Genomic DNA, 26,908 nt, shown 5'->3' with positions numbered 1-26,908 from the left:
CTGTTCACTACTGCCGTGGACGGTTGCGGCCCGGATTGTCGCTGATGTTCGCGCGCCGCGCTCCGGACATGATCGCCGAAACGCACGACGCGCGGATGGCGTGCCGCGCCGCGCGATTGTCGCCATGCGACGGGACATGGTTAGCGCCCGTCACGCGGGCGGCGGCGCAAACCAGGGTTCGACGCGCTCGTACAGATCGATAAAGCGCGCATAACGTTGCGCAAGCTCCGCGTTGCCCAGCGGGCCCGCGACACGCGTCGCGACAGGTGCGAGCGTGGCGAGGTCGCCCGCCTGCCAGTGTCCACATGCAATCCCGCCGAGCATTGCCGCGCCGCGCGCCGCAGCGTTCGGACAATCGACGGCATGCAGTTCGACCTCCAGCGCATCGGCGAGCAACTGCCTCCACCGTGCATCGACGGAACCGCCGCCCGCGAGACGCAGCGCGGGCACCCGCGCTCCACTGCGGCGGATCGCGTCGAGCCCCGCGCGCAACGAAAACGCGACGCCTTCGAATGCGGCACGCATCATCGCGCCGCGCGACGTGCCGAGCGCGAGGCCAAGCCATCCGCCGCGCGCAGCGGGATTGAGCCAGGGCGTGCGCTCGCCCGTCAGATAGGGCAAGAACGTGAGGCCCGGCGCGGCATCGGACTCGAACGCGTCGCGATACGCATCCCTCCAGTCATAGGACAGCCAGCCACGCACAGCTTCGAGTGCGACACCGACGTTCTGCATCGCTGCCATCCGATACCAATGATCGGTCGCCGCGCGATAGCGATGCAGGCCGGGCGCGGCATCCGGCTCTTGCGTGGCGAGTACGAGAATCTGGCCGCCCGTGCCGGTGGTGAGCAGCGCGTCACCGTCGCTCGCGAGCCCGCTGCCGAGCGCCGCGCATGGCGTGTCGCCCGCACCCGTCGCAAGCACGATGCCTGCTCGCAAGCCGAGCGCGCGCGCTGCTTCGCCCGACAACGTGCCGCCTGCGGCATACGACGGCGCAAGCGGCGCGAACCAGTCATGAGGTAACCCGAGCCGCTCGGACAACGCGCGATCCCAGACGCCCGCGGGATCGGCGAGCGCTGTCGCGCAGGCATCGGACGGATCGGTCGCGACTGCGCCGCCCAGCTTGAAACGCAGCCAGTCTTTGGGCTGCAACGCCCAGCGCGCCGCTTGCACCGATCGCGGCTCATGCAGCGCGACCCAGCGCAGCAGCGGCCCCGCCATGCCTGGCGCAACGGGGTTCGGCTGCGGCGCGGGCCATGCATCGAGCACCGGCAACGCGCGCGTATCGGGCCAAAGCATCGCGGGCCGCACGGCGTTGCCTTGCGCGTCGCTCAGCACGACACCGTGCATCTGGCCTGAGAACCCAATCGCGCGAACGGCGCTGCGCCGCGCCTCAGGCAGCCGCGCAGCGGCTTCGCACAGCGCACGCCACCACACGGTCGGATCGATCTCCGCCCAGCCCGGCTGCGGCGTGTCGATAGCGTACGCAACGCTCGACGCGCATTGCTCGCGGCCTTCGTCGTCGATGATCGCGAATTTCAGTGAACCAGTGCCGAGATCGATGCCAAGAAAGGACATGAATGCAATATGTTGAATACGGGTTGAACGTTGGTGCCGACGGTCAGCGCGCACATGACGATGACGACGTGCGCGTTACTGCGGACCACCTGCGCGCAGCAGATGCGAGGCGTCTCAAATGCGGCCATACAACCGCCCGACGCGGGTTAACCCGCCCCCGCCCGACGACCTGCCGAGAACGCATTATGTGCGAACTGCAATACACATCATATGGGCGCCCACACGTCGCCATGTAGCGCCGCATTGATGTGAATCCTGCAATGGCCCATCGCGCAAGGGCTGCCCGGCGAATTTTCCCGATTTCGTATAAGACCCCCGTTCCAAAACTGGTTCGCGCATATCGTCCCGGCAAAGGTTGAAATAGGACGCCGTGGTCTTGTCGCGCTTTTTCGTCCCGCATACCTTGGAGTCATCCCAAAATCACACATGTGGAGAGAGACAAGATGCACTCGAACACGGTTCATCCGTGCGACGAGCGACTGCCCTTCGGCCAGTTGCTGACGCTCGGCATTCAGCACGTACTGGTGATGTATGCAGGGGCCGTTGCGGTGCCACTGATCGTTGGCAGTGCGCTCAACCTGCCGAAAGAGCAAATCGCCTTTCTTATCAGCGCCGACCTTTTCTCGTGCGGCATCGCCACGCTGATCCAGACGCTCGGCCTGTGGATCTTCGGCATCAGGCTGCCCGTCATCATGGGTTGCACGTTCGCTGCCGTCGGCCCTATGGTCGCGATCGGCACCAACCCCAACCTCGGCATACTCGATATCTTCGGCTCGACCATCGCCGCCGGCGTGATCGGCATCGTGGCCGCGCCATTGATCGGCAAGCTGTTGCGCTTCTTCCCGCCCGTCGTAGTGGGCGTCGTGATCTCGGTTATCGGCCTTTCGTTGATGGAAGTCGGCATCAACTGGGCTGCGGGCGGCGTGGGCAATCCCGACTACGGCAACCCCGTCTACCTCGGCCTGTCGCTCGTCGTCCTCACGCTGATCCTGCTGATCAACAAGTTCGGCAAGGGCTTCGTCGCGAATATCTCGGTGTTGCTCGGCATCGTGGCGGGCTTCGTGATTGCCGCGCTGCTCGGCCGCGTGAACATGGAAGGCGTGACGAGTGCGCCATGGGTCGGTTTCGTGATGCCCTTCCACTTCGGCTTGCCGCACTTCGACCCGCTTTCGATTGCGACAATGGTCACCGTCATGTTCGTCACGTTCATCGAGTCGACGGGGATGTTTCTCGCGGTCGGCGACATGGTGGAACGCCCCGTCGACCAGAAGACGCTTGTGCGAGGCCTGCGTGTGGACGGCCTCGGCACGCTGATCGGCGGTATCTTCAACTCGTTTCCGCATACGTCGTTCTCGCAGAATGTCGGCCTGATTGGCGTGACGGGCGTCAAGAGCCGCTTTGTCTGCGCGACGGGCGGCGTGATCCTCGTGCTGCTCGGCCTGTTCCCGAAGATGGCGCAGGTTGTCGCTTCCGTCCCCGCGTTCGTGCTGGGCGGCGCCGGCATCGTGATGTTCGGCATGGTCGCGGCGAACGGCATCAAGGTGCTGTCCAAAGTCGACTTCGTGAGAAACCATCACAACCTCTTCATCGTCGCGGTTAGCATCGGCCTTGGACTCGTGCCCGTCGTTTCGCCGCACTTCTTCGCCAAACTGCCGCCCGCGCTGTCGCCGTTGCTGCACAGCGGGATTCTGCTGGCGTCGGTTTCGGCGGTCGTGCTGAACGTGATCTTCAACGGCGTAAAGGGCGAACGCGCCGCGACGCGGGACATTCGTCGCGCCGGTCATGACTTCGACGGACGCGGCGGCAACGACGATGCGATTGCCGGCGATGAGATGCTGCGCGCCGCCGACATGCACTAAACCCTGAGCGGCACCCATGCCGTATGCGTGCGCATGGCCAGGGTTGTGCGCACGCAGCTTTCACCGAACCCAGCTTTACCTCGACTCAGGCGACCAGATTGTTGAAGTGTCGCGTCACCTTGGGCTCCAGGTCGCGAGCCTCCTTGATCAGATTGATCTGTTTCGCCGAGCGGGCGATTTCAAACACCTCCGGCGCAATAGCGTAGCCGCCGCGATCGTGCATCCACTCCAGCACGTCCGACAGATGCCACAGCGACGTGCTGCCTTCATGAACGGGCGCCGGAAATTCCGTTGCGTGCGATTGCATCAGCTTGCGCATGTTCTGGCGCGATACCCCTGCCACTTCGGCGACGTCGGTCAGCCCGACAAAATCCGGCGCGGCCTCGACCAGTTGCGCCGTCGGCACGGCGCGACGCACCTCCCTTAGCGCGCTGACGAGGGCATGCGTCGCGCTCCTTGCCTCGCGTGCAAATGCGAGCGCCAGACGCCCTGGTTGGCCAACGCCGATGGTTGCATCGTCGCAGCCTTCTGCCGCAAGGCGTTCGACGATGCTGTCGTGATCGCAGTCTTCCGCGCTCAGGCGGTACTTCAGCGTGAAGGTGTATTCCATGCTTGCTCCTTTTCCTTCCGTTGTTGCTACTGCTCGTGCTGCTGCCCTTGCTGCTCCTGCTGCGCGAGCGCGCGGGCACGTTTTTTCGCTTCGGCGATCACGCGCAAGGACACAACCCTGTGACGGTGCGGCGCGCAATTCTCCACGATGCGGCGCAATGTCCTTGCATGGCCGAATGCATTGCGCGGCGTACACCAGATGCTGGTGATACAGAACTCTGCGCACCTGCATTCGCTGTCGTTGTAGGTGCAATACATTCTTCCCCACGCGTGCCCGGTGCCCGTGCCGGGCACGACTCGCCAACCGTTCGCTTCCGCATAGCCAAGTGCAGATTCGACTTCTTTCTTCGAATGAATTCGACGATTCATAAACAACTCCAGCCTATAGCGTTTCCAGTTGGTTGTCAATTGACAACCAATAGACGAATGTTCAAACTCCGTCTTCCAGGTTTAGATGCTAGCCGCTGACACGATCGAATAACGCTTTGGATACCTTAATTAGCCATTCGGACAAGGTTTTGCGGGACGGCAATAAAAAACGCCACGGCATGCCGTGGCGTCCTGTTGACAGCAGTGGAAAAGACAGAAGCGGCCGCGCATGCGGCCCAGCTGCTCAGCCCGCCGTTGCAGCCGATGCCGCAGCGGGCGCGCTGGCCGCGCCGTAGTCGACGGGTGCGTCGGCGGGACGCGGCTGTTCGCCCGCGCGCTCGATCCAGCCGCCGCCGAGCGCCTTGTACAGATCGACGAGGTTCGTCAGACGCTGTACACGCGCGGTGATCAGCGACTGCTGCGACGTGTACAGATCCGTCTGCGCAGTCAGCACCGCGAGATAGCTGTCGACGCCGTTTCTGTAACGCAGATCCGACAGATCGAGACGGCGCTGTTCCGCAAACGTATTGCGTTCGAGCGCCTTGATCTGCTCGTCGTAAGTGCCACGTGCGGCAAGCCCGTCGGCCACTTCGCGAAACGCGGCCTGAATCGCCTTCTCGTACTGCGCGATCTGAATGTTCTTCTCCACGTTCGCGAGATCGAGGTTGGCCTTGTTTTCACCGCCCTGGAAAATCGGCAGCGTGATTTGCGGCGCGAAACTCCATGCCGCCGAACCCGGCTTGAACAGCCCGCCCAGCGTGGGGCTCAACGTGCCGAAGCTGCCCGTCAGCGAAACGCGTGGAAAGAATGCCGCACGCGCCGCGCCGATATTCGCATTGGCCGCCAGCAGGTTCTGCTCGGCTTCCATGATGTCGGGACGGCGGGTCAGCAGATCCGACGGCAAGCCCGCAGGGATGTCGGTCAACAGGTCCTGGTCGTTGAGCGCCAGACCACCCGGAAGATCGGTCGGCAACGGCTCGCCGATCAGCAGAACCAGCGCATTCTCAGCCTGAGCCCGCAGACGCGCCTGCGACTGCAGATTCGCCTTCGCCTGTTCGACGACCGTCTCAGCCTGACGCAGGTCGAGTTCAGAGCCAGTACCGGTCTCGTATTGCAGCTTGGTGATGCGATACGAGTCTTGCGCGGTCTTGAGCGTGTCCTGCGTGACCTTCAACAGATCGTCAAACGCGAGCACCGTCAAATACTGATCCGCGACCGACGCGACCAGTGCGATCTCTGTCGCCTTGCGCGCCTGGGCGGTCGCCAGATATTGCGCCAACGCCTGGTCTTTCAGGCTGCGAATGCGGCCGAAGAAGTCGATTTCCCACGATGCGTTCAAGCCGACCGAATACTGGTTGGAGATCGTCCTGTCCAGGAACGACAGGTTCTTCGGCGTGCGCTGCTTCGACTGCGACGCTGAAGCATCGACGGTCGGCATCAGCGCCGCGCGCACGATCTGGTACTGCGCGCGCGAAGCCTCGATATTGAGGACCGACACGCGCAGATCGCGATTGTTCTTCAGTGCGATCTCGATCAGCTGTTGCAGGCGCTGATCGATGAAGAAGTCGCGCCAGCCGATATCCACTGCCGCCTGGCCGCTCGCCGAGCGCGCGCCCGCACCGGGCGCGGGCTGCGTCGCGTAGACGCCTTCGCTCGGGAACGCGCCGGAAACCGGGGCGGCCGGACGCTCGTACTTCGGCTCCATCGTGCAGCCCGCGGCGAAGAGCGCGACGGCTACTGCCATCAAAGAATACTTATGCATCTCAATGTCCTCAGCTGGCGTTGCCCGAGCCGCCGCCGCCCTGCGGATCATGCGGATGGTGCTCGTTGTAGTGTTTCAGCGCTTCATCGGGATCTTCCTTCTCGCCGGTGAACTTCGCGCGAATGACGACGAAGAACATCGGGATCATGAAAATCGCGAGGAAGGTCGCCGTCAGCATCCCGCCGATCACGCCCGTACCGATCGCGTGCTGGCTCGCCGAACCCGCGCCGTTACTGATCGCGAGCGGCAGCACGCCGAGAATGAACGCGAGCGACGTCATCAGGATCGGGCGCAACCGCAGACGCGCCGCTTCGAGCGCCGCTTCGATCGGTCCCATGCCTTCGCCCTGCTGCAGCTCGCGGGCGAACTCCACGATCAGAATCGCGTTCTTCGCGGACAGACCCACCGTGGTCAGCAGACCGACCTGGAAGAACACGTCGTTTTCGAGTCCGCGCAGCGTCGCGGCGAGCAGCGCGCCCAGCACGCCGAGCGGCACGACCATGATCACCGAGAACGGAATCGACCAGCTTTCATACAGCGCCGCGAGACACAGGAACACGACGAGGATCGAGATGCCGTACAGGATCGGCGCCTGCGAACCGGACTGGCGCTCCTGGAATGACAGCCCCGTCCATTCGTAGCCGATACCCGCCGGCAGCTTCGCCGCGAGCGCTTCCATCGCCGTCATCGCCTGACCCGTCGATTTGCCCGGCGCCGCCTGGCCCTGGATTTCGATCGACGAGATGCCGTTGTAGCGTTCGAGCTTCGGCGAGCCGTAGATCCATTGGCCCGTGGAGAACGCCGTGAACGGCACCATCGAGCCCGTCGAATTGCGCACGTACCAGTCGTTCAGGTTCTCCGGCGTCATGCGGAACGGCGAGTCGCCTTGCAGATACACCTTCTTGATCCGGCTGTCGGTATCGAGGAAGTTGTTCACGAACGCCGATGCCCAGGCAATCGAGAACGTCTGGTCGATGGCCGCGAGGCTCACGCCCTGCGCCGCCGCCTTCTCGTGGTCGATCGACACTTTGAACTGCGGCGTATCGTTCAGGCCGTTCGGACGCACCTGCGCGAGCGTCGGGTCCTTCGCGGCCATGCCGAGCAACTGGGCACGCGCCGCCATCAGCTTTTCATGGCCGAGACCCGCGCGATCCTGCAGTTCGAAGTCGAAGCCCGATGCCGTGCCGAGTTCGGGAATCGACGGCGGATTCACGGGATACACCAATGCGTTCTTGTACGACGAGAAGTGCATGAACATCCGCCCGACGAGCGCCTGCACCTTCTGATTCGCATGCTGACGCTCGGCGTAGTCCTTCATCCGCACGAACACGAGACCCGCGTTCTGGCCGCGGCCCGCGAAGCTGAAGCCGTTCACGGTAAATGCCGATTCGACGATCGATTTCTCGTCGTTCAGCAGATAGTCGGACACGTCCTTCAGCGCGCGCGCCGTGGTCTCCTGCGTCGAGCCCGCGGGCGTCTGCACCAGCACGAACATCGTGCCCTGGTCTTCATCCGGCAGGAACGACTTCGGCAGACGCACGAACAGCAGGCCCACCGCGACGATCACCACCAGATAGATGAGGAGCCAGCGGCCCGAGCGCTTGATGACGTGGTGCACGCCCGAGTGATACTTGTCGCGGCTCTTGTCGAAGGTGCGGTTGAACCAGCCAAAGAAGCCCTTCTTCTCTTCGTGATGGCCCTGCGGAATCGGCTTGAGGATCGTCGCGCACAGCGCCGGCGTCAGAATCAGCGCGACCAGCACGGACAGCACCATCGCCGCCACGATGGTCAGCGAGAACTGACGGTAGATCGCGCCGACCGAGCCGCCCGAGAAAGCCACGGGCACGAACACGGCGGACAGCACCAGCGCCACGCCGATCAGCGCGCCCGTGATCTGCTCCATCGCCTTGCGGGTTGCCTCGCGCGGCGGCAACCCTTCTTCCGACATCACCCGCTCGACGTTCTCCACCACCACGATCGCGTCATCCACCAGCAGGCCGATCGCGAGCACGAGGCCGAACATCGACAGCACGTTGATCGAGAAGCCCACCGCGCTCATGATCGCGAACGTGCCGAGCAGCACCACGGGCACGGCGATCGTCGGAATCAACGTGGCGCGCAGGTTCTGCAGGAACAGGTACATGACCAGGAACACCAGCACGATACCTTCGAGCAGCGTCTTGACCACTTCCTCGATCGACAGGCGCACGAAGGGCGTCGTGTCGTACGGGTACTTCACGACGAGACCGTGCGGGAAGTACTTCGACAACTGGTCGATCTTGTCGCGCACGGCCTTCGCCGTGGCCAGCGCGTTCGCGCCCGTCGCCAGCTGGATACCGAAGCCCGCCGTCGGCTGACCGTTGTACTTCGTGTCGAAGTTGTAGTTTTCGCCGCCGAGCTCGATGCGCGCGACGTCCTTGATGCGCACCTGCGACCCGTCCTGGTTGACCTTCAGCAACACGTTGCCGAACTGCTCGGGCGTTTGCAGCAGCGTCGCCTCGGTGATCGTCGCCTGCAGCAGCTGGCCCGGAACCGACGGCGTGCCGCCGAGCGAGCCGCCCGCGACCTGGACGTTCTGTGCCTGCAGCGCGACCTGGACGTCGACGGGCGTGAGCCCGTAGTTGGTCAGCTTGTGCGCGTCGAGCCAGATCCGCATCGCGTACTGCGTGCCGAACAGCGTGACCGTGCCGACGCCGTTGATACGGCTGACAGGGTCCTGCACGTTCGACGCAACGTAGTTCGCGAGGTCATACTTGCTCATGCTGCCGTCCGTCGACACGAACGCCAGCACCAGCAGGAAGCTGCTGCTCGACTTCGTCACCTTCGTGCCGAGCTGCTGCACCACCTGCGGCAACAGCGGCGTGGCGAGCTGCAGCTTGTTCTGCACCTGCACCTGCGCGATGTCCGGGTTGGTGCCGGGTGCGAACGTCAGCGTGATGGTTGCCGTGCCCGAATCGTCCGAAGTCGACGACAGATACAGCAGGTGATCGAGACCGCTCATCTGCTGCTCGATCACCTGGGTGACGGTGTTTTCAACCGTCTTGGCCGATGCGCCCGGATACGTCGCGCTGATCTGCACGGCGGGCGGCGCAATAGTCGGATATTGCGCGACCGGCAGCGTGAAGATCGACGCCAGACCGGCCAGCATCAGAATGATGGCGATCACCCACGCGAAGATCGGGCGATCGATAAAAAACTTTGCCATGAAGCAGGCTCCCTTTGATTACGCGCCCGACGCCGCGGAGGCGGCGGCCGCGCCGCTGGCTGCCTGTTCGCCGCCCGCTGCGGACGAGCCCGGTGCGCCTGCCACGGCTGGGCCCGACGCCGGCGGCGCCGGCGGCAGTTGCGCCGGCACGCCCTTCGCCTGCATGCCCGGACGAACCTTGTCGGTGCCCTGCACGATCACGCGGTCGCCGGGGTTCAGGCCGCCTTCGACGACCCAGTACTGGCCGTACGTCGCCGTCGTCTGCAGCGTGTGCAGTTCGACCTTGCCGTCCTTGCCGAGGACGAGTGACGTTGGCTGGCCCTTCTGGTCGTGCGTGACGCCCACTTGCGGCACGAGCAGCGCGTTGTCGTTGACGCCTTCCTCGATGCGCGCACGCACGAACATGCCCGGCAGCAGCACGTGGTCCCTGTTCTGGAAGATCGCGCGGATCGTCACGGAGCCCGTGGTCTGATCGACGGTCACGTCGGTGAACTGCAGCTTGCCCTTCTCCGAATAGACGCGGCCGTCTTCGAGCACCAGCTCGACTTTGGCGGCGTTCGGGCCGTTCGTCTTCAGCTTGCCCGCCTGAATGTCGCGGCGAAGCTTCAGGCCCGCGAGGCTCGATTGCGTGACGTCGACGTAGACGGGGTCCAGTTGCTGCACCGTCGACATCAGCGTCGCCTGGCTTGCCTGCACGTATGCGCCCGGCGTCACCTGCGAGATGCCGACCTGGCCCGTCACGGGAGACACGACGTCCGTGTAGCCGAGGTTGATCTGCGCGGTATCGACGGCGGCCTTGCCTGCCGCGACATCGGCTGCCGCCTGGCCTTCGGCCGCCACGGCGTTGTCGTAATCCTGTTTCGACACGGCATTCGCGGCGACCAGCACCTTGTAGCGGTTCGCCTGCGCAGTCGTCGACGCGAGATTCGCCTGCGCCTTCGCCAGCGACGCCTTCGCGTTGTTCAGCGCGGCAATGTACGGCGCCGGGTCGATCTTGTAGAGACGCTGGCCGGCCTGGACCTGCGTGCCTTCCGTAAATTCGCGGCGCAGCACGATGCCGTCGACCCGCGCGCGCACCTGCGCGACGAGGAACGCGCTGGTGCGGCCCGGCAATTCGGTGACGACGGGCACGGATTGCGGCTCTACCGTGACGACGCCGACTTCGGGGGTTTGAGGCGGAGGTGCTGATTGTTTTTGTCCGCACGCTGCCAGCATTACGGCAGCCGTCGCGGCAGTGAGTAAGCGGAATGGAACCCGTTCGACGCGCATGGAGCGACCTCTGTCAAAGACTGAGAAGGAAAAAGTGCGTGCAACTCTCTCCGGAGAAGGCTGCGCACATTGGCGGCTTGTCGACGCCATGACCGGACGCTCACGAATGCTTTTCCTGCGGGTGCACCCATTGCGAAATGCGCCAAACCGGGAAATGCCGCACTGCGCCGTCCCATTATTCGAGACAGCGCAAGTACCTGGAAGAACAACAGAGACGGATATTAACCGTTCACTCCAACATGAGTCATCCGATCGATGGGGTGCTATTATATATACATTCATGAATGCACGTAAAAGTGCGTTCAGCTTTGAAAGAACGCCTTCCCGAAAAGATCCTGCGCGCATTAACCCGGCATGTGAAACGATCTTTATCAGGCGCGTTTAAAAGCGTCAGGGAAACCCCGTAATCACCGCAGCAGGTCAAACGAATGGTCCGTCGAACCAAGGAAGAAGCGCAGGAGACGCGCACCCGCATTCTCGATGCAGCCGAACAGGTCTTTTCTGAGAAAGGGGTGTCGCGCACTTCGCTCGCCGATATCGCGCAGATGGCGGGCGTCACGCGCGGGGCGATCTACTGGCATTTCGCCAACAAGGGCGAACTTTTCACGGAAATGTTCGACCGCGCCCTGCTGCCGCTCGATGAATTGAAAGCGGCTTCCGTCGATCCCAACGAGGCCGATCCGCTCGGCCGCCTGATCGATATCTGTACGGTGTGTCTGCGCAACACGGCCATTGACCCGCATCGCCGCCGCGTGTTCGACATCCTGTTTCACAAGTGCGAGTTCGTCGAGGAGATGGGGCCCGTGATGGCGCGCTATCAGAACAACATGCGCGAGGGCCTGGCGAACATTCAGGCGTGCATGCGCAACGCGATTTCGAAGGGGCAGTTGCCGGCCGATATGAATGTGCCTGTTGCCGCGTCGATGGTGCATGCGTTCGTCAGCGGGTCGCTTCGAGACATGCTGTTCGTGCCGGAAGCCCTCGACTTCGGCAGGCACGCGCGGCGGATGGTCGAAGGCATGATCGACGCGCTGCGCAGTCCCGCTCTGCGCATGGGTGACTGACGGCAACGCTTTTTTGCAGCGTCCTTTGCGGCGCCGCTTCGCTTCTCGCCGCATTCCCTGCTTTATTCCGCCCGGCACCCGACATGCCGAGCCGGCACAGGCGCCGGCCAGCCTCGCCGTCCGCCGCAAGCCGGACGCCCTCTTCCTTCACTCAGGCAGCGGTCCTGGCGCGCGCCTTCTGATTCGACGCGTAGATCGAGCCGCGCTCCAGTTGCGCGCCGGACTGCACGGCGGCAATCCACGCCTGCGTGTCCGCGACCGCCGCGAAGCGCGACTGCAGCACCACGCTGAACACGCGATGTATTTCCTCGGCGCTCGCGAAGCCCGCGCTGTTCTCATAGGGCACCGAACCCGTTGCGTCATGCAGGAACTCGACGGCCAGCCCCATGTGCAGCGCATGAACGATCGTCGACGCATCGCAGTTGTGCGTCATGTAGCCGACCACCGTCAACGTATCGATGTCGCGCGCGGCAAGCCAGTCGGCCAGATCCGTGTTCGTGAACGCACTCGGCAGGCCTTTCTCGACGTAGTGATCGCGCTCGCGCGACGCCACCACGGGATGCAGCTCGGCGCCATCGCTGCCGCGCGCGAAGATCGGCGACGTCGGCGGTGCGAAGTTCTGCACGACGACGACGGGAATATGCGCGGCGCGCGCCGCGTCGATCGCGCGGCCGATGTTCGCGAGCGAAGTCTGCACATCAGGGTATTCGATGGGCAGATCGCCCGTGACGTATTCGTTCTGGACATCGATGACGATCAGGGCGCGGCGGGGCGTCGACATGGTGGCTCCTTTTTGAAGTTGGCATCGGGCGGCGGGCGGTTGCAGCCGCGATGTGCGCATTGTTCGCTTTGGACCGATACGGCAACAGTGACCCGAACGACAATTTTCGCTAGGATCGGGCCATTCGTATTTCCACACGGGAGGCCGCGATGGCCCGCTCAGCTTCTCGCCCGTCCGGCGTCGTCAAGCGTCGCGGCGCGGCGAAAGAGCCGCGCATGCACGTTGTCGCCACCATCGCCTTCGATGGCATCAGTCCGTTTCATCTGTCCGTGCCGTGCGTCGTGTTCGGCGAAGACCGCAGCGACGGCGGCGTGCCCGCGTTCGATTTCCGCGTCTGCTCGATCGAGCCGGGCCCGCTGTCGACGACGGCCGGATTTTCGATCGCCGCGACGCATGGCCTCGATGCGCTCGGCGACGCGGACATCATCATCGTGCCCAGTTGGCGCGATCCGCACGAAGATCCGCCCGCCGCGCTGCTCGACGCATTGCGCATCGCGCACGCACGCGGCGCGCTGCTGGTCGGCCTGTGCCTGGGCGCGTTCGTGCTCGGCGCCGCGGGTTTGCTCGACGGCCGTCCGGCGACCACGCACTGGGCCTGGACGGGCGACTTCGCGCGCCGCTTCCCCAACGTGAAGGTCGATCCCCAGGTGCTGTACGTCGACGACGGCGACATTCTCACGTCGGCGGGCACGGCGGCGGGACTCGACTGCTGTCTGCATGTCGTGCGCAAGCTGTGCGGCGCGCAGAGCGCCAGCTTCGTCGCCCGGCGCCTCGTGGTGCCGCCGCATCGACAGGGCGGCCAGGCGCAATACGTGCAGCAGCCGATGCCGCAGGACATGCGCGGCAATCGGCTGTCGGCGCTGATCGACTGGGTGAACGGCTCACTGGATGCGTCGCATACGCTCGATTCGCTCGCGGCGCGCGCGGCGATGAGCCGGCGCACGTTCACGCGGCATTTCAAGGCGGCGACGGGCACGACGGTCGGCGCATGGCTGCTGTCGCAACGGCTCGCACGCGCGCAGCAGCTACTCGAGAGCACCGACGAGTCGATCGAGTCGATTGCGGGCATGGCGGGGTTCGGCTCGACGGCGTCGCTGCGGCAGCATTTCACCGACGCGTTCAGAACCTCGCCGTCCGCATGGCGGCGGGAATTTCGCGGCGTCTGAAGGATGTGGGCGTCACGCGTTCGGGCCGCATGGCCGACAGGCCAGCAAAACCTGTCAGCCCTGCGTGAAGTAGCGCGCGACGTACAGCAGCAACGCGACGAAAAAAATCATCGCGGCCCAAGCCCAATGCGGCAGCACATGTGGATCGTGCTCGTGATGCAGACCGTGCAGCAGCGAATGCACGGCGCGCCCGGTGAGCGTGCCGCCATGATGATGGTCGTGCAGCCTCGCTCGGCGCGCGACGCCCGAAAGGCTGATCGGCCGCAGAAACACATGCTGGCGGCGGCTTTGCCCGCCCGGTGCGCGGTTCGGCCCTTTGCCGTGCTTGGCCTGCACGACTGCGCAGAACTCGGTGAAGAAATCGTCGGCGAGTTCATGCAGCGCATTCTCGATCTGTCGCGCGGGCAGTTCGGACAGCGGCCCCGTCGAGGTTGCCCACACCGAATAGTCGATGCGCGTGGTCGGCTCGCCGCCCGGCAACAGCAGCGATTCGTCGGTGCGCAGCGCCACGTCGATCTGCCCGCGCAGCGAGCCGACGCCCTCCGCGCGCGCCTTGAAGTTCAGCGTGCGATGCCGCGCGGCGCTGTGTGCGCCCTCCTCGTTCGCAACATGCGCGCGCACCTGGTAATGCGCGCGCAACGGTCCCAGCGGCACTGTCATCGTCAGCGAATACTCGCCGCCGGGGAGCCGACGCAACGACTCGCAATTGTCGAGACTCGCGCGCAGCAACGCGAGATCCTGCAGCGCGTCCCAGACTTCGGACGGCGCGAGCGGCACCCTCAACGCGTCGTTCAACTCCATGGCAGCCTCCCGGATTGACGTGCGACTGCGGGATCAGGACGTCTGATCGATGCGGTCGACATGCGATGCATAAAACGCCAGATACCCTGCGATCTGCTTCACCCCGTCCAACGGGTTTTCATAGCTCCAGACGGCGTTCTCGATCAACTCGTCTTCCGTGTGCAGGTGAAAGTACGATGCCTCGCCCTTGAACGGGCACTGCGACGTATGAGCCGATCGTTCGAGCCGCGCCATGTTGACATCGGCGCGGGGAAAGTAAAACACATCGGGATAACCGGTTTCACTCACTGTGAGCGCCCCGTGAGTATCCGCGAACGTCACGCCCTGATGGATCACGCGCACCCGATGCCGGTTGACCGTGATAACGATCTTATGAGCCGACCGCCCGTTTCCGCCGTGCGCTGGCGCACCGCCGGATGCATCCTCGCCGCCTGGCTGTCCGGCAGCGTCTCTGTCAGCGTCGCCAGGGCTTGCGCTGGCTGGTGCATCGTTCATGTCTCGTCCGCTCCGTTGGTGGCACCCGCGTGCGCTCTCCGTTCGGCCGCCCGGCTGAACCGTCAGCCCGGCACTCGCGGCGCGCGCCGCCTCGTTGTGATTCTGCGGTGCGCCCGCCCGTCCACCCAGCGTCGGCTTCGAAACGCAAAAGCCACGGAGCGTGTCCGTGGCTTCAATTATTGACCAAACGCGTCGGGATTGCGCGCCCTTCGTTGACTGCATCGGGTCACTACCGATTGCCGCCGCGCGCGCGTTGAGGCGTGCTCTTACTGCGTGTTCCAGTAGAAGGCCGCCTTCGCCGTGCCCTTGGCCGGAATCGTGACGGGCCTGGTCTGGTCGTTATCCTTGTAAGCGGCGTGTACGGTATAGCGGCCGGGGCGCAGCCGCACCAGCATGTAGGGCCCGCGCGAGGTCGTATCCAGCACGTTCCCGCCGTGTGCGTCGACGATCTTCACCTTGACGTCTGCGAGAAAGTCCGAGCCGGGGCCCGTGAAGCGCAGCGACAACGGCCACTGGCTTTGAGCGGATTGCAGCGCCTTCGATTCATCGAGGCCGACGCCACCCGACGTGTACGACACGTCGCCCTGCTGCTGTACCTGCGGCAGGCCGCCGCCGTTGTCATTGCCCGCGCTGGTGCTGTCGGTGGTGCTGCCGCCCGTGACTTCATTTGATTGCTGCGCGTACGCGCCACCTGCCAGACCGAGCGTGAAGATAGTCGCGGCCGCGGCCGACACGGCGCGTGAGACGATACGACGAGGCATCATTTGCGTGGCTCCTTTTTCGGGGCGATCCCAAACAGTCCTGACGACTGTCCGCACGCAATCTGCATGCCCGTCCAGAGCGTAACTGTGCCGCCGCATCCGCATGCACCGTCGTTGGCGCCCGAGGCCGATAGCACGTTGCACCCTTCGCCGCCGCTGTACTTTTTCCCATTACCCGGCAGCTTTTACCGGCCGGCGCATTGCGCGCCGGCCGGTACTGCCTTCGTTCTCGGATCAGCCCAGGTCGACGGGCACGAAGATCTGCGCGTTGTCGCGCTGGATCAAAAGCGCGAGACTGTTGCCGGCCGCCGATACCGCCTGCTTCAGTTGCTCGACGTTCGCCACGGGACGTCCATTGACAGCCAGAATCACGTCGCCCGGCTGAATGCCCGCACTCGCCGCCGCGCCGCCCGAATCCTGCACCAGCAGACCGTGCGACACCGACGCGCTGCTCTTCTCCTGCGGCGTGAGCGGACGTACCGCGACGCCGAGACGCCCTTGCATCTGCGCGGCGCCGCCGTCGTCGTTAGACGCCAGCTTCGCGTCGGACAGCGAACCGATCGTCACCTTCAGGTCCTTCGTCGACTTGTCGCGCCATACCTGGACGTCGGCCTGCGTGCCCGGCTTAATCGAGGCGATCTGCGACGGCAGGTCCGAAGAGTCCGTGACGTCCGTGCCGTTCACCGACAGGATCACGTCACCCGGCTGCAACCCTGCCTTCGCGGCGGGACCGCCCGCCTCGACGGAGCTGACGAGCGCGCCTCGCGGCTTCTTCATGCCGAACGAATCGGCAAGCGTCTGGTTCACGCTCTGCACCGAGACGCCGAGACGTCCGCGGCTCACATGGCCCGTCTTCACGAGATCGTCCTTGACCTTGATCGCCTCATTGATCGGGATAGCGAATGAAAGGCCCTGGAAGCCGCCCGTCTGCGAGTAGATCATCGAATTGATGCCGATCACTTCACCTTGCAGATTGAACAGCGGTCCGCCCGAGTTGCCCGGATTCACGGGCACGTCAGTCTGGATGAACGGCGTGTAGTTCTCATTGGGCAGCGAGCGCGACTTCGCGCTGATGATGCCCGAGGTCACCGTGTTGTCGAAGCCGTACGGCGAGCCGATCGCGACGACCCACTGACCGACCTTGCTCTGGCGCGGATCGCCGATCTTCACGGTCGGCAGATCCTTCGCGTCGATCTTCAGGACTGCGACGTCCGACTGCTTGTCCGCGCCGACCACTTTCGCCTTGTACTCGCGCTTGTCGGTGAGCTTCACCGTGACGACGTTCGCCCCGTCGACGACGTGCGCATTGGTCAGCACGTAGCCATCGCTGCTGATGATGAAGCCCGACCCAAGGCTCGCGCTCGGCTGGTCACCGCCGCCATCGTCGTCGCCGCCACCGCCGTTCGGGCCTTGCATGCCCGGCATCTGGCCGAAGAAGTGACGGTAGAACTGATAGAACGGGTCGCTCGGATCGATGGGCAGCTGTTGGCCGTTGCCGTTGCCGCGCATCGCCGTCCGCTTGACGACGTGCTTCGCGCTGATGTTGACGACGGCGGGGCCGTATGTTTCCACGAGACCCGAAAAATCGGGAATGCCCGTTTTCGCCGCGGCCTCGGCGGGCATCATCGCGGCGGCCGCGGGCGAGATGACCTGCGGAGCGGGCACATCGCGGTGGCCGGCCACGTAGCCCGCCGACAGCGCGACAACGACGGCTGCAGCGACGGCGCTGCGGGTCAGCATTTTTGCTTTCATCGTGTACTCCTGATTGCGAGAGTTGACTCTTGATGAATCGGAGAGTACGTGGCGTCGCTTAAATCAATCTTAAACAACGCTGACAGGATGAAAGCCTTGCCGGCGAAGGGGTTCAGAAGCGCACGGTGACCCGCAGGCCGCCTGTGGACGAATCGTCGAGTGCGACAGTCGCGTGATGCTGAAGCGCGACGCGCCGTACGATCGCAAGCCCGAGGCCGCTGCCTGAGACATCCGTGCGCGCGCGGCTCGCCCCCGTGCCGACGCGGTAGAAACGGTCGAACACCCGCGCGCGCTCGGCAGCCGGAATGCCCGGGCCGCTATCGGCAATCTGCACGACGGGCCGGCCGTCTTCGACGCGCAGGCACACGTCGACCCGCCCGCCCTCTGGTGTGTATTTGGTCGCGTTGTCGATCAGGTTGTTGAGCATCACGCGCAGCGCTTCCGCGTCGCCCGCCACGGTTGCCGGCTCGCTCGCCTCGATGCCCAGATCGACGCGGCGCTCCTGCGCGAGCGGCAGATACGCGGTCACACAATCATTGACGAGCGCATCGAGGTCGACCGTCGCAGTCGTCGCATGTCCATCCGGTTCGGAGCGCGCGAGCGCGAGCAGTTGCTCGGCAAGACGCGTCGCGCGCGTGACGCCTGCCTGCAAATCGCCGAGCGCTTCGCGACGCTCCGTTTCGTCGTGCGCGCGCGCCACCAGTTGCGCCTGAATCTGCACGGCGGCAAGCGGCGTGCGCAACTCGTGCGCGGCATCGGCGACAAAGGCCTTCTGCGTATCGAGCGCGACGGCAAGCCGTTCGAGCAGGCCATTCAGCGCGCGCACGAGCGGCTGCACTTCGAGCGGCAGGCGCGAGTCGGGCAACGGATCGAGCGCTTCGGGGTGACGCGTGTCGAGTGCGCCCGTCACGCGCCGCAAAGGCGCAAGCCCGCGCCCGACGACGCCCCACACGGCCACGCCCATCAGCGGCAGCAACACGATTAGCGGCCAGAGCGTGCGCAGCGCGACGTTGGCCGCGAGCCGGTTGCGCACCGACAGCGGCTGCGCCAGCTGCACGACGTTGTCGCCGACGATCGCACCATACACGCGCCAGTCGCCGCGTTCGGTGCGTTCCGTCGAAAAGCCGAGCTCGGCGCGCGGCGCGAGCGGCGCGCGCGGATGCGAGTAGTACATCAGCACGCCGTTGCGATTCCAGATTTGCAGCACGATGCCTTCTTCGCCCGTGTCGCGTGAGCTGAGCACCTGCGAGAACGGCTCGGCGGGCAATGCGGCGGCGATTTCCTGCAACTGGTAATCGAACAGTTCGTTGGCTTCGGCGAGCGCCTGGCGGTAGATCAGCCAGCCCGCGATGCCGACGCCGAGCAACACGATGGCGAGCAGCCAGAACAGCAGTTGACGGCGAATCGAACGCATCGTGTCAGGCTTCCTTCGCGATCATGTAGCCGAGACCGCGCACGTTGCGGATCAGCTCCGCGCCGAGCTTCTTGCGCAGCGCGTGGATGTAGACCTCGACGGTATTGCTGCCGATCTCCTCGCCCCAGCCGTACATCTTTTCTTCGAGCTGGCTCTTCGACAGCACCGCGCCCGGACGCGCGAGCAACGCGGCGAGCAGCGCGAATTCACGCGCCGACAACGCGACAGGCGCGCCGTCGAGCGTCACCTGATGCGAAGCGGGGTCGAGCGTGAGATTGCCGTGACGGATCGTCGATTCGCTGCGCCCCGACTGGCGGCGGATCAGCGCGCGCATCCGGGCGCCGAGTTCGTCGAGATCGAAGGGCTTCACGAGATAGTCGTCGGCGCCCGCGTCGAGCCCCTTCACGCGATCGGCGACGGCGTCGCGCGCGGTGACGATCAGCACGGGCAAGGCCCGGCCTCGCGCGCGCAACGTGCGCAACACGTCGAGACCGTCGCGCTTCGGCAGGCCGAGATCGAGCAGCACGAGATCGTATGGCTGGCCCTCGACCGCGTTCAGCGCGGACTCGCCGTCCTGCACCCAATCGACCGCGAAGCCGTCGCCGCGCAGCGCCTTGCGTACGCCTTCGGCGATCATGCGGTCGTCTTCAACGAGAAGTATGCGCATCGCGTTTGTTCCGTCCGTTCCGGCAGTGGTTGCCGATGGCAGCATTCTAGCGTCCGGGTGCTTTTTTTATCCGTGCGGTTTGCTTTGCCCTTGCGCGGGCATCCGCGATGTGGCCTGTTTTGCCTTGCGTGGGCATTCGCGATGCGGTTTGCTTTGCACTTGCGCGATCATCCGCGATGCGGTCTGCCTTGCCCTTGCGCCGACATCCGCGATGCATCCGCGATGCTGTTTGCTTTGCCCTTTCGCAGGCATCCGCGACGCGCCTACCGGCGCCGGCGTTGCCCCTGTGCGGGGCGGCACTTACTTTCTTTGCCGCCGCAAAGAAAGTAAGCAAAGAAAGCGGCTCACACCGTCAGTACTTGACGTTTATCCGCGGGCTCTCAACGGCCCCATACATCGCGCGGCGGCGTTCATTTCGATGTCCGTTGCCAGCGCTTCGGCGGACTGGCTCCCCCGTTCATGCACCCGCGACACAGCCAGCCAAATCGAATCTCCCGCGCCGTTTGCGGCCAACTCTGTGTTGGCGATCGCGCTGCACAGGAAACCATCGCACAGCGAGGTCTTCTCTTATACGTGCGTTGCCGTGTACGTCGCGGCAACCTGCATATGTTTGCCGCAATTGGGCGTGAAACGCTCTAGCCCGTTTGCTGTCGTACGCGTGCCCGACGCGGGAGAGGCATCTCATCAGCGCGCTGGCATCGGGCATGGCGAGCACGCCGCCGCGCGAAGTGCGGGGACGCCAAGAACCCGTGGATAAACGTCAAGCACTGACGGTGTGAGCCGCTTTCTTTGCTTACTTTCTTTGCGGCGGCAAAGAAAGTAAGTGCCGCCCCGCACAGGGGCAACCTCCGCGCCGCGAGGCGCATCGCGGATGCCCGCGCAGGGGTAAAGCAGACCGCAACGCGGATGCCCGCGCAGGGGCAAAGCAGACCGCATCGCGGACGCCCGCGCAACGGCAATGCAACCCACATCGCACCATGCCCATGCAATCTGCAAGCAACACAACAACCACCTGCGATCATTTTTTTCTCCGTGCCACCGCAACTCTCTACAATGAGCGCTTTTGCAGGACGTAGCGGGTCGTTCCCGCCTTGCCGCGCGCTTGCAATTGCCTTTGCGCGCCGTCACTTCGCCGATAGTGTCCGTACATGCCGCTTGCCTTTGTTTCACTTGCTTCGTCGTATGCCTGCTCGCTCAGGCGCCGTATCGCCTCGCTGAGGTCTGCCCACGCTGATCCCGCGTCGCCATCGCCATTGCACTCCCGCCCGCGTGTATCGGCGCGCGCCGCCGCCGTGCTGTTCACCTGTGCGGCGCTCGCCGCCGCCGCGCCCGCCGACGCGCGCAAGAAAGCGCTGCATCCCGCCGTCAACGTCAGCACGGTGTTGCCCCCACCCGTGATGGCAGGCCTGCAGCGCGCGCAGGTGCCGCTGTCGTCGATCAGCGTGGTGGTCGAGAAGATCGGCGACCGCACGCCGATCCTCGCGCTCAACGCAGGCAAGCCGATGATGCCCGCCTCGACGATGAAGCTCGTCACCACCTACGCGGGCCTGTCGATGCTCGGCCCCGACTACCGCTGGAAAACCACGGCCTACGCGCAGGGCAACGTGGACGGCAACGGCGTGCTGCACGGCAATCTGTACGTCCAGGGCACGGGCGATCCAAAGCTCGTGCCCGAGGAGCTGATCGATCTCGTCCAGAAAATTCGCAAGTCGGGAATCACAGGGATCGACGGCGCGCTCGTGCTCGACAAGCGCTTCTTCGACCCGTCGACGCGCGACCTGCCCGCCTTCGACGAAGACGCCAACGCGCCGTACAACGTCGGCCCCGATCCGCTGCTGTACGCCTTCAAGTCGCTGTCGTTCACGATGTCGCCGTCCGACGACGGCAAGGTGCAGATCGACGTGCTGCCCGCGCTCGCGCAGCTGCAGATCGACAACGAACTGCGCGCGACGCGCGGCCCGTGTCGCGGCGAGCTCGTGACGCCCGCCGTCACGCCGGCATCGAACGGCGTCGTCAATGCATCGTTCGTCGGCGATTATCCGTTGCGCTGCGGCGAGCGCACGGTCAACGTGGCCGTGCTCGATCACACGGCGTTCTTCGCGGGCGGCTTCCTAGCGCTGTGGCAGCAGACGGGCGGCACGTTCACCGGCACGACGCGCGAAGGCGCGGTGCCCATCGATGCAAAACTCGTCGCGACTCACCAGGGGCCGGTGCTGTCCGACATCGTTCACGACATCAACAAGTTCAGCAACAACACGATGGCGCGCAACCTGTTCCTGACGATCGGCGCCGTCACGAACCGGCCGCCCGCCACGCCCGCGAAGTCGGCATCGGCGATCGAATCGTTCCTGCATCGCAGTGCGCTGCCGATGGAATACCTGTCGCTCGACAACGGCTCGGGTCTCTCGCGCGACGAACACATCACGGCGCTCGCGCTCGCCGACCTGCTGCAAAGCGCGAACGCGAGCCCTGTCGCGCAGGTGTTCGTCGATTCGCTGCCCGTGGTCGGCGTGGACGGCACGATGCGCAACCGGCTGACGTCGAAGCCCGTCAACGGCAACGCGCACATCAAGACGGGCACGCTGCGCGACGTGCGCGCGATCGCGGGCTATGTCGCGTCAGCCGACGGCCAGAGCTATGTGGTCGTCAGCCTGATCAACGATCCGCACGCGGAAGCCGCGCGCGCCGCGCACGATGAACTGCTCGAATGGGTGTACCAGGGACCCTCGGCGATGCTTGCCAGTGCGGCCGCGGCCGCCGCTGACGAAACCGCCGAAGAGCCGCGTCGTAAAGTCAGGAAAAACCCTCAGCGGCGCGGTGCGCACTGAGGATTCCTTCTATTGAAGCGGTGCGCGGCGTGCCGCCTGGCGTTGTACGCTGTCGGGCAGTTGCAATAGACACAGACAAGCGGACGCAAACAAGCGCGCATGACGGCGCGCGCGATATCTGCCCGTTGCCGGACAGCGCCGCATTCAAACAATAACGACAATGCAGGCCTTCTCGAAGGAGGCCGCAGAGACTCGGAGGGAGACGTCAATGCAATTCGATGCCGAATTGCTACTGCTCGCCATGGCGCCGATGTTTCTCGCGTGCATCGGCCGGGAAGCGCGGCACGCGCGGCGCATGCATCCCGAAGCACGCATGCACGGCTGGCGCGACACGTCATGCAACACAGCGCTCGCGTCGATGCCCCGGTTTCAACGATGCAGCCATCCCATGCGCTGGCTGTGGGCCACGCATGTCGTACGTCACTCGTCCGGGCGAATGAACTTCTCTTCGGCGTTTCGCCGCAGCCTCATGGATCCCGTCGTGGGCATGGGGGTCTTCTGGATTCCACTCGCGTTTCTCGGCTTTGCGCCGCAGCACATCGTTGGCGTCGTGCTGCTCGATCTGGCGTTTCGGTTCCTCGTGCCTACGCAGTCGATCGACAAGCCCGGCTTGCTCGGATACGTGCTGAACACGCCGTCGGTTTATCCTTCGCATCACGAGCACAACGAAATAACAACGCGGATCGTTAGACGCCGCAAGAACCAGGGTAGGCTTTGCAATCTGCCGCGACGTCCGCTCGACGGCGCTGCCTGCATCAAATGGCTCACGAGCCACCTGACTCAAGGCCAAGTACAACATGAGGAGATGAGGATCTTATGAAGCAAGCATCAAACAACACTGGCGTCGTGCGCTTCGCACGGATCGCCGTCGCGTGCGCGGCATTCGCGACGCTCGTCGCGTGCGGCGGCAGTGACAACAACAACAGCAGCAATGCGAGCACCACGCCTGCGGGCGGGGTCAAACTGCAGGTGGTCTCGTTCGGGGACAGTCTGTCGGACGTCGGCACGTATTCGCCTGTGATCACGGCCAGCTTCGGTGGCGGACGCTACACGACGAACCCCGGTGAAGTCTGGACCCAGAAGATCGCCGAGTACTACGGCGACACGCTGACGCCGGCCTATGTGGGCGGGTTCGGCCAGCCTCTGAAGGCAAATGGCGGCTTCGGCTACGCGCAAGGCGGCTCGGATGTGTCGCGCGTGGACGGCATCGGTTTCGCGCCCAACAACATGGCGCAAACGACATGGCCCGTCACGCAGCAGGTGCAGCAGTATCTGACGGACCACGGCAACTTCAATGCGAATCAGCTCGTGCTGATCAACGGCGGCGCCAACGACGTTCTGCAAAACCTGACCGCGATGCTGACGACGATCGAGACGCAAGTCGCGAAGCTGACCGATCCGACCCAGGCGCCCGGCGTCGTCCAGTCGGTCGCGCTGAACACGGTCGGCCCGATGGCCAAGACGCTCGCCGTCCAGATCGCCACGATCGTTGCCAAGGGCGCGACGCACGTGGTTGTCATGGACGTGCCCGACATCGGCAAGACGCCGCTGGCGACCAGTCTTGCCGCGCAGTTCGGCTCGTCGCAGATTCCGCAGGTGATCTCCGGCATCGTCGCGACGTATAACGGCGTGCTGCAGCAAGCGCTGGCAGCCGCCGGCGTCTCCACCAAGGTCGTCTACATCGCGATGAGCGACTTGTTCACGCCCGTGCTCGCCAACCCGGCGGCGCAAGGCTTCAGCAATACGACGGGCACGGCGTGCAACGTCGCGCAGATGTCCGCAAACGCGACGGCTTACGCGAAGGCGAACCCGTCCGTGCTGACGGGCGGTATCACAGCCGAACAGTACGGCCAGCTGTTTGGCTCGTCGCTGTTCTGCTCGCCGAATACGTTGGTCGCGGCAGGCGCGGACCAGTCGTACGTCTTCGCCGACGCGATCCACCCGACGACGCACGCGCACGCCGCAATCGCGACGTTCATCGAAGGCAAGATCGCGGCGACGGGTCTCGGCAAGTAAGCGGCGCTCGACGCCTGGGGGGAGCCGGGTTCTCGCCGGACGTCACCTCCCGCCTCGTTCGATACGAAAAAGCCCGGCTCTTGCGAGTCGGGCTTTTTAGTTTCGCGTATCGGACTTTGCGCACCGGGTTTCGCACGTCATGTGAATGACCCGCTGCGCACCGCGCGACAGCACGTCAGGTCTCGTGCGCCTCGAAGGCCGCGGCGGCACGTCCAAGCCGGTCGTTGACGGCAATCCATTCGATCGTATCGGGCAACTTCTCGATCAGAATGCGCGAGACATTCGCGCGATCCAGTGCGCGTAGCAGGCCGTACAAGTCGCGCGCGTATAGATGCGGATCTTCCGGCGCGGCGACGAAATGCACGCCCTCCGCTTGCGCCCAGCGTCCCGCGCGCGATGCACGCGCGACGAGTGCAACGCGTTCGTCAGGGGCGCGCGCGGCCAGCATCGGTTCGAGCACATCGAACGGCAGCAGCGCGAGCGGCGTGCGCGGCGCATAGTGCGCCTTCAACGTGCCGGACGCGCGCGGTGCGCTCGCGTCCGATCCGTCAGGCAGGCGCGGCATTTCGCCGAGCACGTCGGCGATGTCTTGCGGCGTCACATGGCCCGGCCGCAGCAACGCGGGAAAACCGCGCGACAGGTCGATGATCGTCGATTCAATACCGACGTCCGACGGGCCGCCATCGAGCACATGAATCGCATCGCCGAACTCGTCGCGCACATGCTGCGCGGTGGTCGGACTCACATGACCAAAACGGTTCGCCGACGGCGCCGCGACGCCGCCATGCCCGTTGCGTCGCGCGCTGAACGCGGTGAGCAGCGCCTGCGCGACGGGATGCGACGGACAACGCAATCCGACCGAATCCTGGCCGCCGCTGACAGCAGCGGGAATATGCGCGGCGCGTTTGAGAATCAACGTGAGCGGACCAGGCCAGAACGCATCGATCAGACGCTGCGCGTCGGACGGCAATTGTTCGACCCAGTAACTCGGATCGCCGTTCGGCGCGAGATGCACGATGACGGGATGAGTCGCCGGCCTGCCTTTAGCGGCGTAAATGCGCGCCACGGCCTCGGGGCTTTCGGCGTCGCCGCCGAGCCCATAGACCGTCTCAGTGGGAAACGCGACGAGCTGTCCCGCATCGAGCAGCGCTGCGGCCTGCGCGATCTCATCGGCGCCGACGCTCGATGCCGCGTCGGCAGGTTTCATTTGATCCGGCATGGAGGCTACCGCTCAGCTCGTCGGAATATGCAACAGGCGCGCGCAATCGCGCGCGGCCGCGCGCGCACGCTCGAGCGTAGCGGCCGTGAAGTTCACGTGGCCCATCTTGCGGCCAGGACGCGCCTCTTCCTTGCCGTACAGATGCAGACGCGCTTCCGGCATCGCAGCCACTTCATGCCACGGCGGCGTGACGGCGGCGCCCGGCTTCTCGCCCTTCGCATTGACGGGAAACCACACGTCGCCGAGGATGTTCAGCATCACTGCGGGCGAATGCTGGCGCGCGTCGCCGAGGGGCATGCCCGTCATCGCGCGCACCTGCTGCTCGAACTGGCTGGTTGCGCACGCATCGACCGTGTAGTGGCCGGAGTTGTGCGGACGCGGCGCCATCTCGTTCGCGACCAGTGTGCTGTCTTCGAGAATGAAAAACTCGACACACAGCACACCGACATAGCCGAGCTTGTCCGCGATCTGCAGCGCGGCCTGCTGCGCCTGTTCGACGAGCGTCGCGCTGGCGTCGGGCGCGGGCACGATGGTATGCGACAGCACGCCGTGGCGATGTGTGTTCTGCGCGAGGGGATACACCGCAGAGCAACCGTTCGCACCGCGCGCGATCAGCGCCGACACTTCGAACTTCAGCGGCAAGCGCCTTTCGAGCACGCAAGGGACGCCGCCCAGCGACGCATGCGCCGCGCGCACTTCGGCCGCATTGCCGACACGCACCTGGCCTTTGCCGTCGTAGCCCATGCGCGCCGTCTTCAGGATGCCGGGCAGCACGGCTTCGAGCGTTGAGTTGTCGAGCGCAGCGAGCGCATCCGAGGTTTCGATCACGACATGCGGCGCAACGGGCACACCCGACGACGCGATGAACCGCTTCTCCGCAATGCGGTCCTGCGCGACGGCCACGCAACGCCCTGCCGGGCTCACGAACGTCGTGCGCGCGAGAAAGTCGAGACTCGCGGCGGGCACGTTCTCGAACTCGGTCGATACCGCCGCGCACAAACGCGCGAGTTCGGTGAGGGCCGCTTCATCATCGTAGGGCGCGCGCAGGTGGCGATCCGCGACGGCGCCCGCCGGACTGGCTTCATCCGGATCGAGCACGGCGACGCGATAGCCCATCGCCTGCGCGGCGAAACAGAACATGCGGCCGAGTTGGCCGCCGCCGACCATGCCGAGCCATGCGCCGGGCATAATCGGTGAAACCGGAGTGTTGTCTGGATTCATCTTGGTGGTCGGTCACGGCCGATGCGGGATCGGCCGGGTCATGCATTGGACTTCTACGAGTACTGCTCTTTTCTC

20 protein-coding genes and 1 pseudogene are annotated in these 26,908 nt (G+C 64.8%); 6 read left to right on the top strand and 15 right to left on the bottom strand.

Features of this window, described 5'->3' with window-relative positions; translation table 11 throughout:
- Positions 1-150: 150 nt before the first annotated feature.
- On the bottom strand, positions 151-1,575 hold the full coding sequence (locus J8I87_RS22665; protein WP_209934157.1) for a xylulokinase: 1,425 nt from the start codon (positions 1,573-1,575) through the stop codon (positions 151-153).
- Positions 1,576-2,018: 443 nt separating this feature from the next.
- Between J8I87_RS22665 and J8I87_RS22660 the strand changes: the two genes are divergently transcribed.
- Positions 2,019-3,434, top strand: a complete 1,416-nt coding sequence (locus tag J8I87_RS22660) for a nucleobase:cation symporter-2 family protein (RefSeq protein ID WP_209934156.1) — start codon at positions 2,019-2,021, stop codon at positions 3,432-3,434.
- A gap of 85 nt (positions 3,435-3,519) precedes the next feature.
- On the opposite strand, the gene J8I87_RS22655 is transcribed toward J8I87_RS22660, so the two are convergent.
- The 5 genes from J8I87_RS22655 to J8I87_RS22635 all read right to left on the bottom strand — a co-directional run bounded on the left by J8I87_RS22655 (position 3,520) and on the right by J8I87_RS22635 (position 10,648).
- Complete coding sequence (locus J8I87_RS22655; RefSeq protein WP_209934154.1) at positions 3,520-4,044, bottom strand: AlpA family transcriptional regulator; 525 nt, start codon at positions 4,042-4,044, stop codon at positions 3,520-3,522.
- A gap of 26 nt (positions 4,045-4,070) precedes the next feature.
- Positions 4,071-4,412, bottom strand: a complete 342-nt coding sequence (locus J8I87_RS22650) for a hypothetical protein (protein WP_209934153.1) — start codon at positions 4,410-4,412, stop codon at positions 4,071-4,073.
- Between the two features lie 244 nt (positions 4,413-4,656).
- Entirely contained in the window at positions 4,657-6,174 is a 1,518-nt protein-coding gene (locus J8I87_RS22645) for an efflux transporter outer membrane subunit (RefSeq protein WP_209934152.1), read from the bottom strand.
- Positions 6,175-6,184: 10 nt separating this feature from the next.
- Positions 6,185-9,379 (bottom strand): efflux RND transporter permease subunit, encoded by a 3,195-nt coding sequence (locus tag J8I87_RS22640; protein ID WP_209934151.1) that lies wholly within the window; start codon positions 9,377-9,379, stop codon positions 6,185-6,187.
- 18 nt (positions 9,380-9,397) lie between these two features.
- A complete protein-coding gene (locus J8I87_RS22635; RefSeq protein ID WP_209934150.1) occupies positions 9,398-10,648 on the bottom strand; it encodes an efflux RND transporter periplasmic adaptor subunit in 1,251 nt (416 codons plus the stop codon).
- Between the two features lie 428 nt (positions 10,649-11,076).
- On the opposite strand from J8I87_RS22635, the gene J8I87_RS22630 reads away from it, so the two are divergent.
- Positions 11,077-11,712 carry a TetR family transcriptional regulator gene (locus tag J8I87_RS22630; RefSeq protein WP_209934149.1) on the top strand — a complete coding sequence of 212 codons (636 nt, stop codon included), beginning with the start codon at positions 11,077-11,079 and terminating at the stop codon, positions 11,710-11,712.
- 151 nt (positions 11,713-11,863) lie between these two features.
- On the opposite strand, the gene J8I87_RS22625 is transcribed toward J8I87_RS22630, so the two are convergent.
- Entirely contained in the window at positions 11,864-12,493 is a 630-nt protein-coding gene (locus tag J8I87_RS22625; RefSeq protein WP_209934148.1) for a cysteine hydrolase family protein, read from the bottom strand.
- A gap of 149 nt (positions 12,494-12,642) precedes the next feature.
- Here J8I87_RS22625 and J8I87_RS22620 point away from each other — a divergent pair, with 149 nt between their 5' ends.
- Positions 12,643-13,659, top strand: coding sequence for a helix-turn-helix domain-containing protein (locus tag J8I87_RS22620; RefSeq protein ID WP_209934146.1), 1,017 nt, complete (start codon positions 12,643-12,645; stop codon positions 13,657-13,659).
- Between the two features lie 54 nt (positions 13,660-13,713).
- Here J8I87_RS22620 and J8I87_RS22615 read toward each other — a convergent pair whose 3' ends face one another.
- From J8I87_RS22615 to J8I87_RS22590, 6 genes are all read right to left on the bottom strand, one after another.
- Positions 13,714-14,460: a CoxG family protein gene (locus J8I87_RS22615; RefSeq protein WP_209934145.1), complete on the bottom strand. Its 747-nt coding sequence runs from the start codon at positions 14,458-14,460 to the stop codon at positions 13,714-13,716.
- A 33-nt stretch (positions 14,461-14,493) separates the two neighbouring features.
- Positions 14,494-14,955: a DUF427 domain-containing protein gene (locus tag J8I87_RS22610; RefSeq protein WP_209934144.1), complete on the bottom strand. Its 462-nt coding sequence runs from the start codon at positions 14,953-14,955 to the stop codon at positions 14,494-14,496.
- Between the two features lie 266 nt (positions 14,956-15,221).
- Positions 15,222-15,719 carry a carboxypeptidase regulatory-like domain-containing protein gene (locus J8I87_RS22605; protein ID WP_209934143.1) on the bottom strand — a complete coding sequence of 166 codons (498 nt, stop codon included), beginning with the start codon at positions 15,717-15,719 and terminating at the stop codon, positions 15,222-15,224.
- Positions 15,720-15,950: 231 nt separating this feature from the next.
- Positions 15,951-17,468, bottom strand: a complete 1,518-nt coding sequence (locus J8I87_RS22600) for a DegQ family serine endoprotease (RefSeq protein ID WP_209934142.1) — start codon at positions 17,466-17,468, stop codon at positions 15,951-15,953.
- Between the two features lie 112 nt (positions 17,469-17,580).
- Positions 17,581-18,882, bottom strand: coding sequence for an ATP-binding protein (locus tag J8I87_RS22595; protein WP_209934140.1), 1,302 nt, complete (start codon positions 18,880-18,882; stop codon positions 17,581-17,583).
- 4 nt (positions 18,883-18,886) lie between these two features.
- On the bottom strand, positions 18,887-19,549 hold the full coding sequence (locus J8I87_RS22590) for a response regulator (RefSeq protein WP_209934139.1): 663 nt from the start codon (positions 19,547-19,549) through the stop codon (positions 18,887-18,889).
- Between the two features lie 1,148 nt (positions 19,550-20,697).
- On the opposite strand from J8I87_RS22590, the gene dacB reads away from it, so the two are divergent.
- The 3 genes and pseudogenes from dacB (at position 20,698) to J8I87_RS22575 (ending at position 24,393) form a co-directional block, all read left to right on the top strand.
- Positions 20,698-22,377, top strand: coding sequence for a D-alanyl-D-alanine carboxypeptidase/D-alanyl-D-alanine-endopeptidase (gene dacB / locus J8I87_RS22585; RefSeq protein WP_209934138.1), 1,680 nt, complete (start codon positions 20,698-20,700; stop codon positions 22,375-22,377).
- A gap of 208 nt (positions 22,378-22,585) precedes the next feature.
- Positions 22,586-23,047, top strand: a pseudogene (locus J8I87_RS22580) (sterol desaturase family protein); the annotation flags it as partial.
- Positions 23,048-23,193: 146 nt separating this feature from the next.
- Positions 23,194-24,393: an SGNH/GDSL hydrolase family protein gene (locus J8I87_RS22575; protein ID WP_209934135.1), complete on the top strand. Its 1,200-nt coding sequence runs from the start codon at positions 23,194-23,196 to the stop codon at positions 24,391-24,393.
- A 175-nt stretch (positions 24,394-24,568) separates the two neighbouring features.
- On the opposite strand, the gene J8I87_RS22570 is transcribed toward J8I87_RS22575, so the two are convergent.
- Positions 24,569-25,612 carry an L-threonylcarbamoyladenylate synthase gene (locus tag J8I87_RS22570; RefSeq protein ID WP_209934134.1) on the bottom strand — a complete coding sequence of 348 codons (1,044 nt, stop codon included), beginning with the start codon at positions 25,610-25,612 and terminating at the stop codon, positions 24,569-24,571.
- Between the two features lie 12 nt (positions 25,613-25,624).
- On the bottom strand, positions 25,625-26,833 hold the full coding sequence (locus tag J8I87_RS22565) for a 5-(carboxyamino)imidazole ribonucleotide synthase (RefSeq protein WP_209934133.1): 1,209 nt from the start codon (positions 26,831-26,833) through the stop codon (positions 25,625-25,627).
- Between the last annotated feature and the right edge of the window lie 75 nt (positions 26,834-26,908).

The organism is Paraburkholderia sp. LEh10, assembly GCF_017814945.1.
GTDB lineage: Bacteria > Pseudomonadota > Gammaproteobacteria > Burkholderiales > Burkholderiaceae > Paraburkholderia.
Note: the sequence above shows the minus strand (reverse complement) of the source record. Positions and strands in the feature narration are given on the sequence as shown.

What these genes read in the sequence shown, in the direction of transcription:
- dacB (WP_209934138.1), top strand. Translation starts at nt 20,698, where the DNA reads ATGCCGCTTGCCTTTGTTTCACTTGCTTCGTCGTATGCCTGCTCGCTC.
- J8I87_RS22605 (WP_209934143.1), bottom strand. Translation starts at nt 15,719, where the DNA reads ATGATGCCTCGTCGTATCGTCTCACGCGCCGTGTCGGCCGCGGCCGCG.
- J8I87_RS22595 (WP_209934140.1), bottom strand. Translation starts at nt 18,882, where the DNA reads ATGCGTTCGATTCGCCGTCAACTGCTGTTCTGGCTGCTCGCCATCGTG.
- J8I87_RS22650 (WP_209934153.1), bottom strand. Translation starts at nt 4,412, where the DNA reads ATGAATCGTCGAATTCATTCGAAGAAAGAAGTCGAATCTGCACTTGGC.
- J8I87_RS22625 (WP_209934148.1), bottom strand. Translation starts at nt 12,493, where the DNA reads ATGTCGACGCCCCGCCGCGCCCTGATCGTCATCGATGTCCAGAACGAA.
- J8I87_RS22570 (WP_209934134.1), bottom strand. Translation starts at nt 25,612, where the DNA reads ATGCCGGATCAAATGAAACCTGCCGACGCGGCATCGAGCGTCGGCGCC.
- J8I87_RS22615 (WP_209934145.1), bottom strand. Translation starts at nt 14,460, where the DNA reads ATGGAGTTGAACGACGCGTTGAGGGTGCCGCTCGCGCCGTCCGAAGTC.
- J8I87_RS22590 (WP_209934139.1), bottom strand. Translation starts at nt 19,549, where the DNA reads ATGCGCATACTTCTCGTTGAAGACGACCGCATGATCGCCGAAGGCGTA.
- J8I87_RS22610 (WP_209934144.1), bottom strand. Translation starts at nt 14,955, where the DNA reads ATGAACGATGCACCAGCCAGCGCAAGCCCTGGCGACGCTGACAGAGAC.
- J8I87_RS22640 (WP_209934151.1), bottom strand. Translation starts at nt 9,379, where the DNA reads ATGGCAAAGTTTTTTATCGATCGCCCGATCTTCGCGTGGGTGATCGCC.
- J8I87_RS22575 (WP_209934135.1), top strand. Translation starts at nt 23,194, where the DNA reads ATGAAGCAAGCATCAAACAACACTGGCGTCGTGCGCTTCGCACGGATC.
- J8I87_RS22620 (WP_209934146.1), top strand. Translation starts at nt 12,643, where the DNA reads ATGGCCCGCTCAGCTTCTCGCCCGTCCGGCGTCGTCAAGCGTCGCGGC.
- J8I87_RS22665 (WP_209934157.1), bottom strand. Translation starts at nt 1,575, where the DNA reads ATGTCCTTTCTTGGCATCGATCTCGGCACTGGTTCACTGAAATTCGCG.
- J8I87_RS22600 (WP_209934142.1), bottom strand. Translation starts at nt 17,468, where the DNA reads ATGAAAGCAAAAATGCTGACCCGCAGCGCCGTCGCTGCAGCCGTCGTT.
- J8I87_RS22655 (WP_209934154.1), bottom strand. Translation starts at nt 4,044, where the DNA reads ATGGAATACACCTTCACGCTGAAGTACCGCCTGAGCGCGGAAGACTGC.
- J8I87_RS22565 (WP_209934133.1), bottom strand. Translation starts at nt 26,833, where the DNA reads ATGAATCCAGACAACACTCCGGTTTCACCGATTATGCCCGGCGCATGG.
- J8I87_RS22645 (WP_209934152.1), bottom strand. Translation starts at nt 6,174, where the DNA reads ATGCATAAGTATTCTTTGATGGCAGTAGCCGTCGCGCTCTTCGCCGCG.
- J8I87_RS22630 (WP_209934149.1), top strand. Translation starts at nt 11,077, where the DNA reads ATGGTCCGTCGAACCAAGGAAGAAGCGCAGGAGACGCGCACCCGCATT.
- J8I87_RS22660 (WP_209934156.1), top strand. Translation starts at nt 2,019, where the DNA reads ATGCACTCGAACACGGTTCATCCGTGCGACGAGCGACTGCCCTTCGGC.
- J8I87_RS22635 (WP_209934150.1), bottom strand. Translation starts at nt 10,648, where the DNA reads ATGCGCGTCGAACGGGTTCCATTCCGCTTACTCACTGCCGCGACGGCT.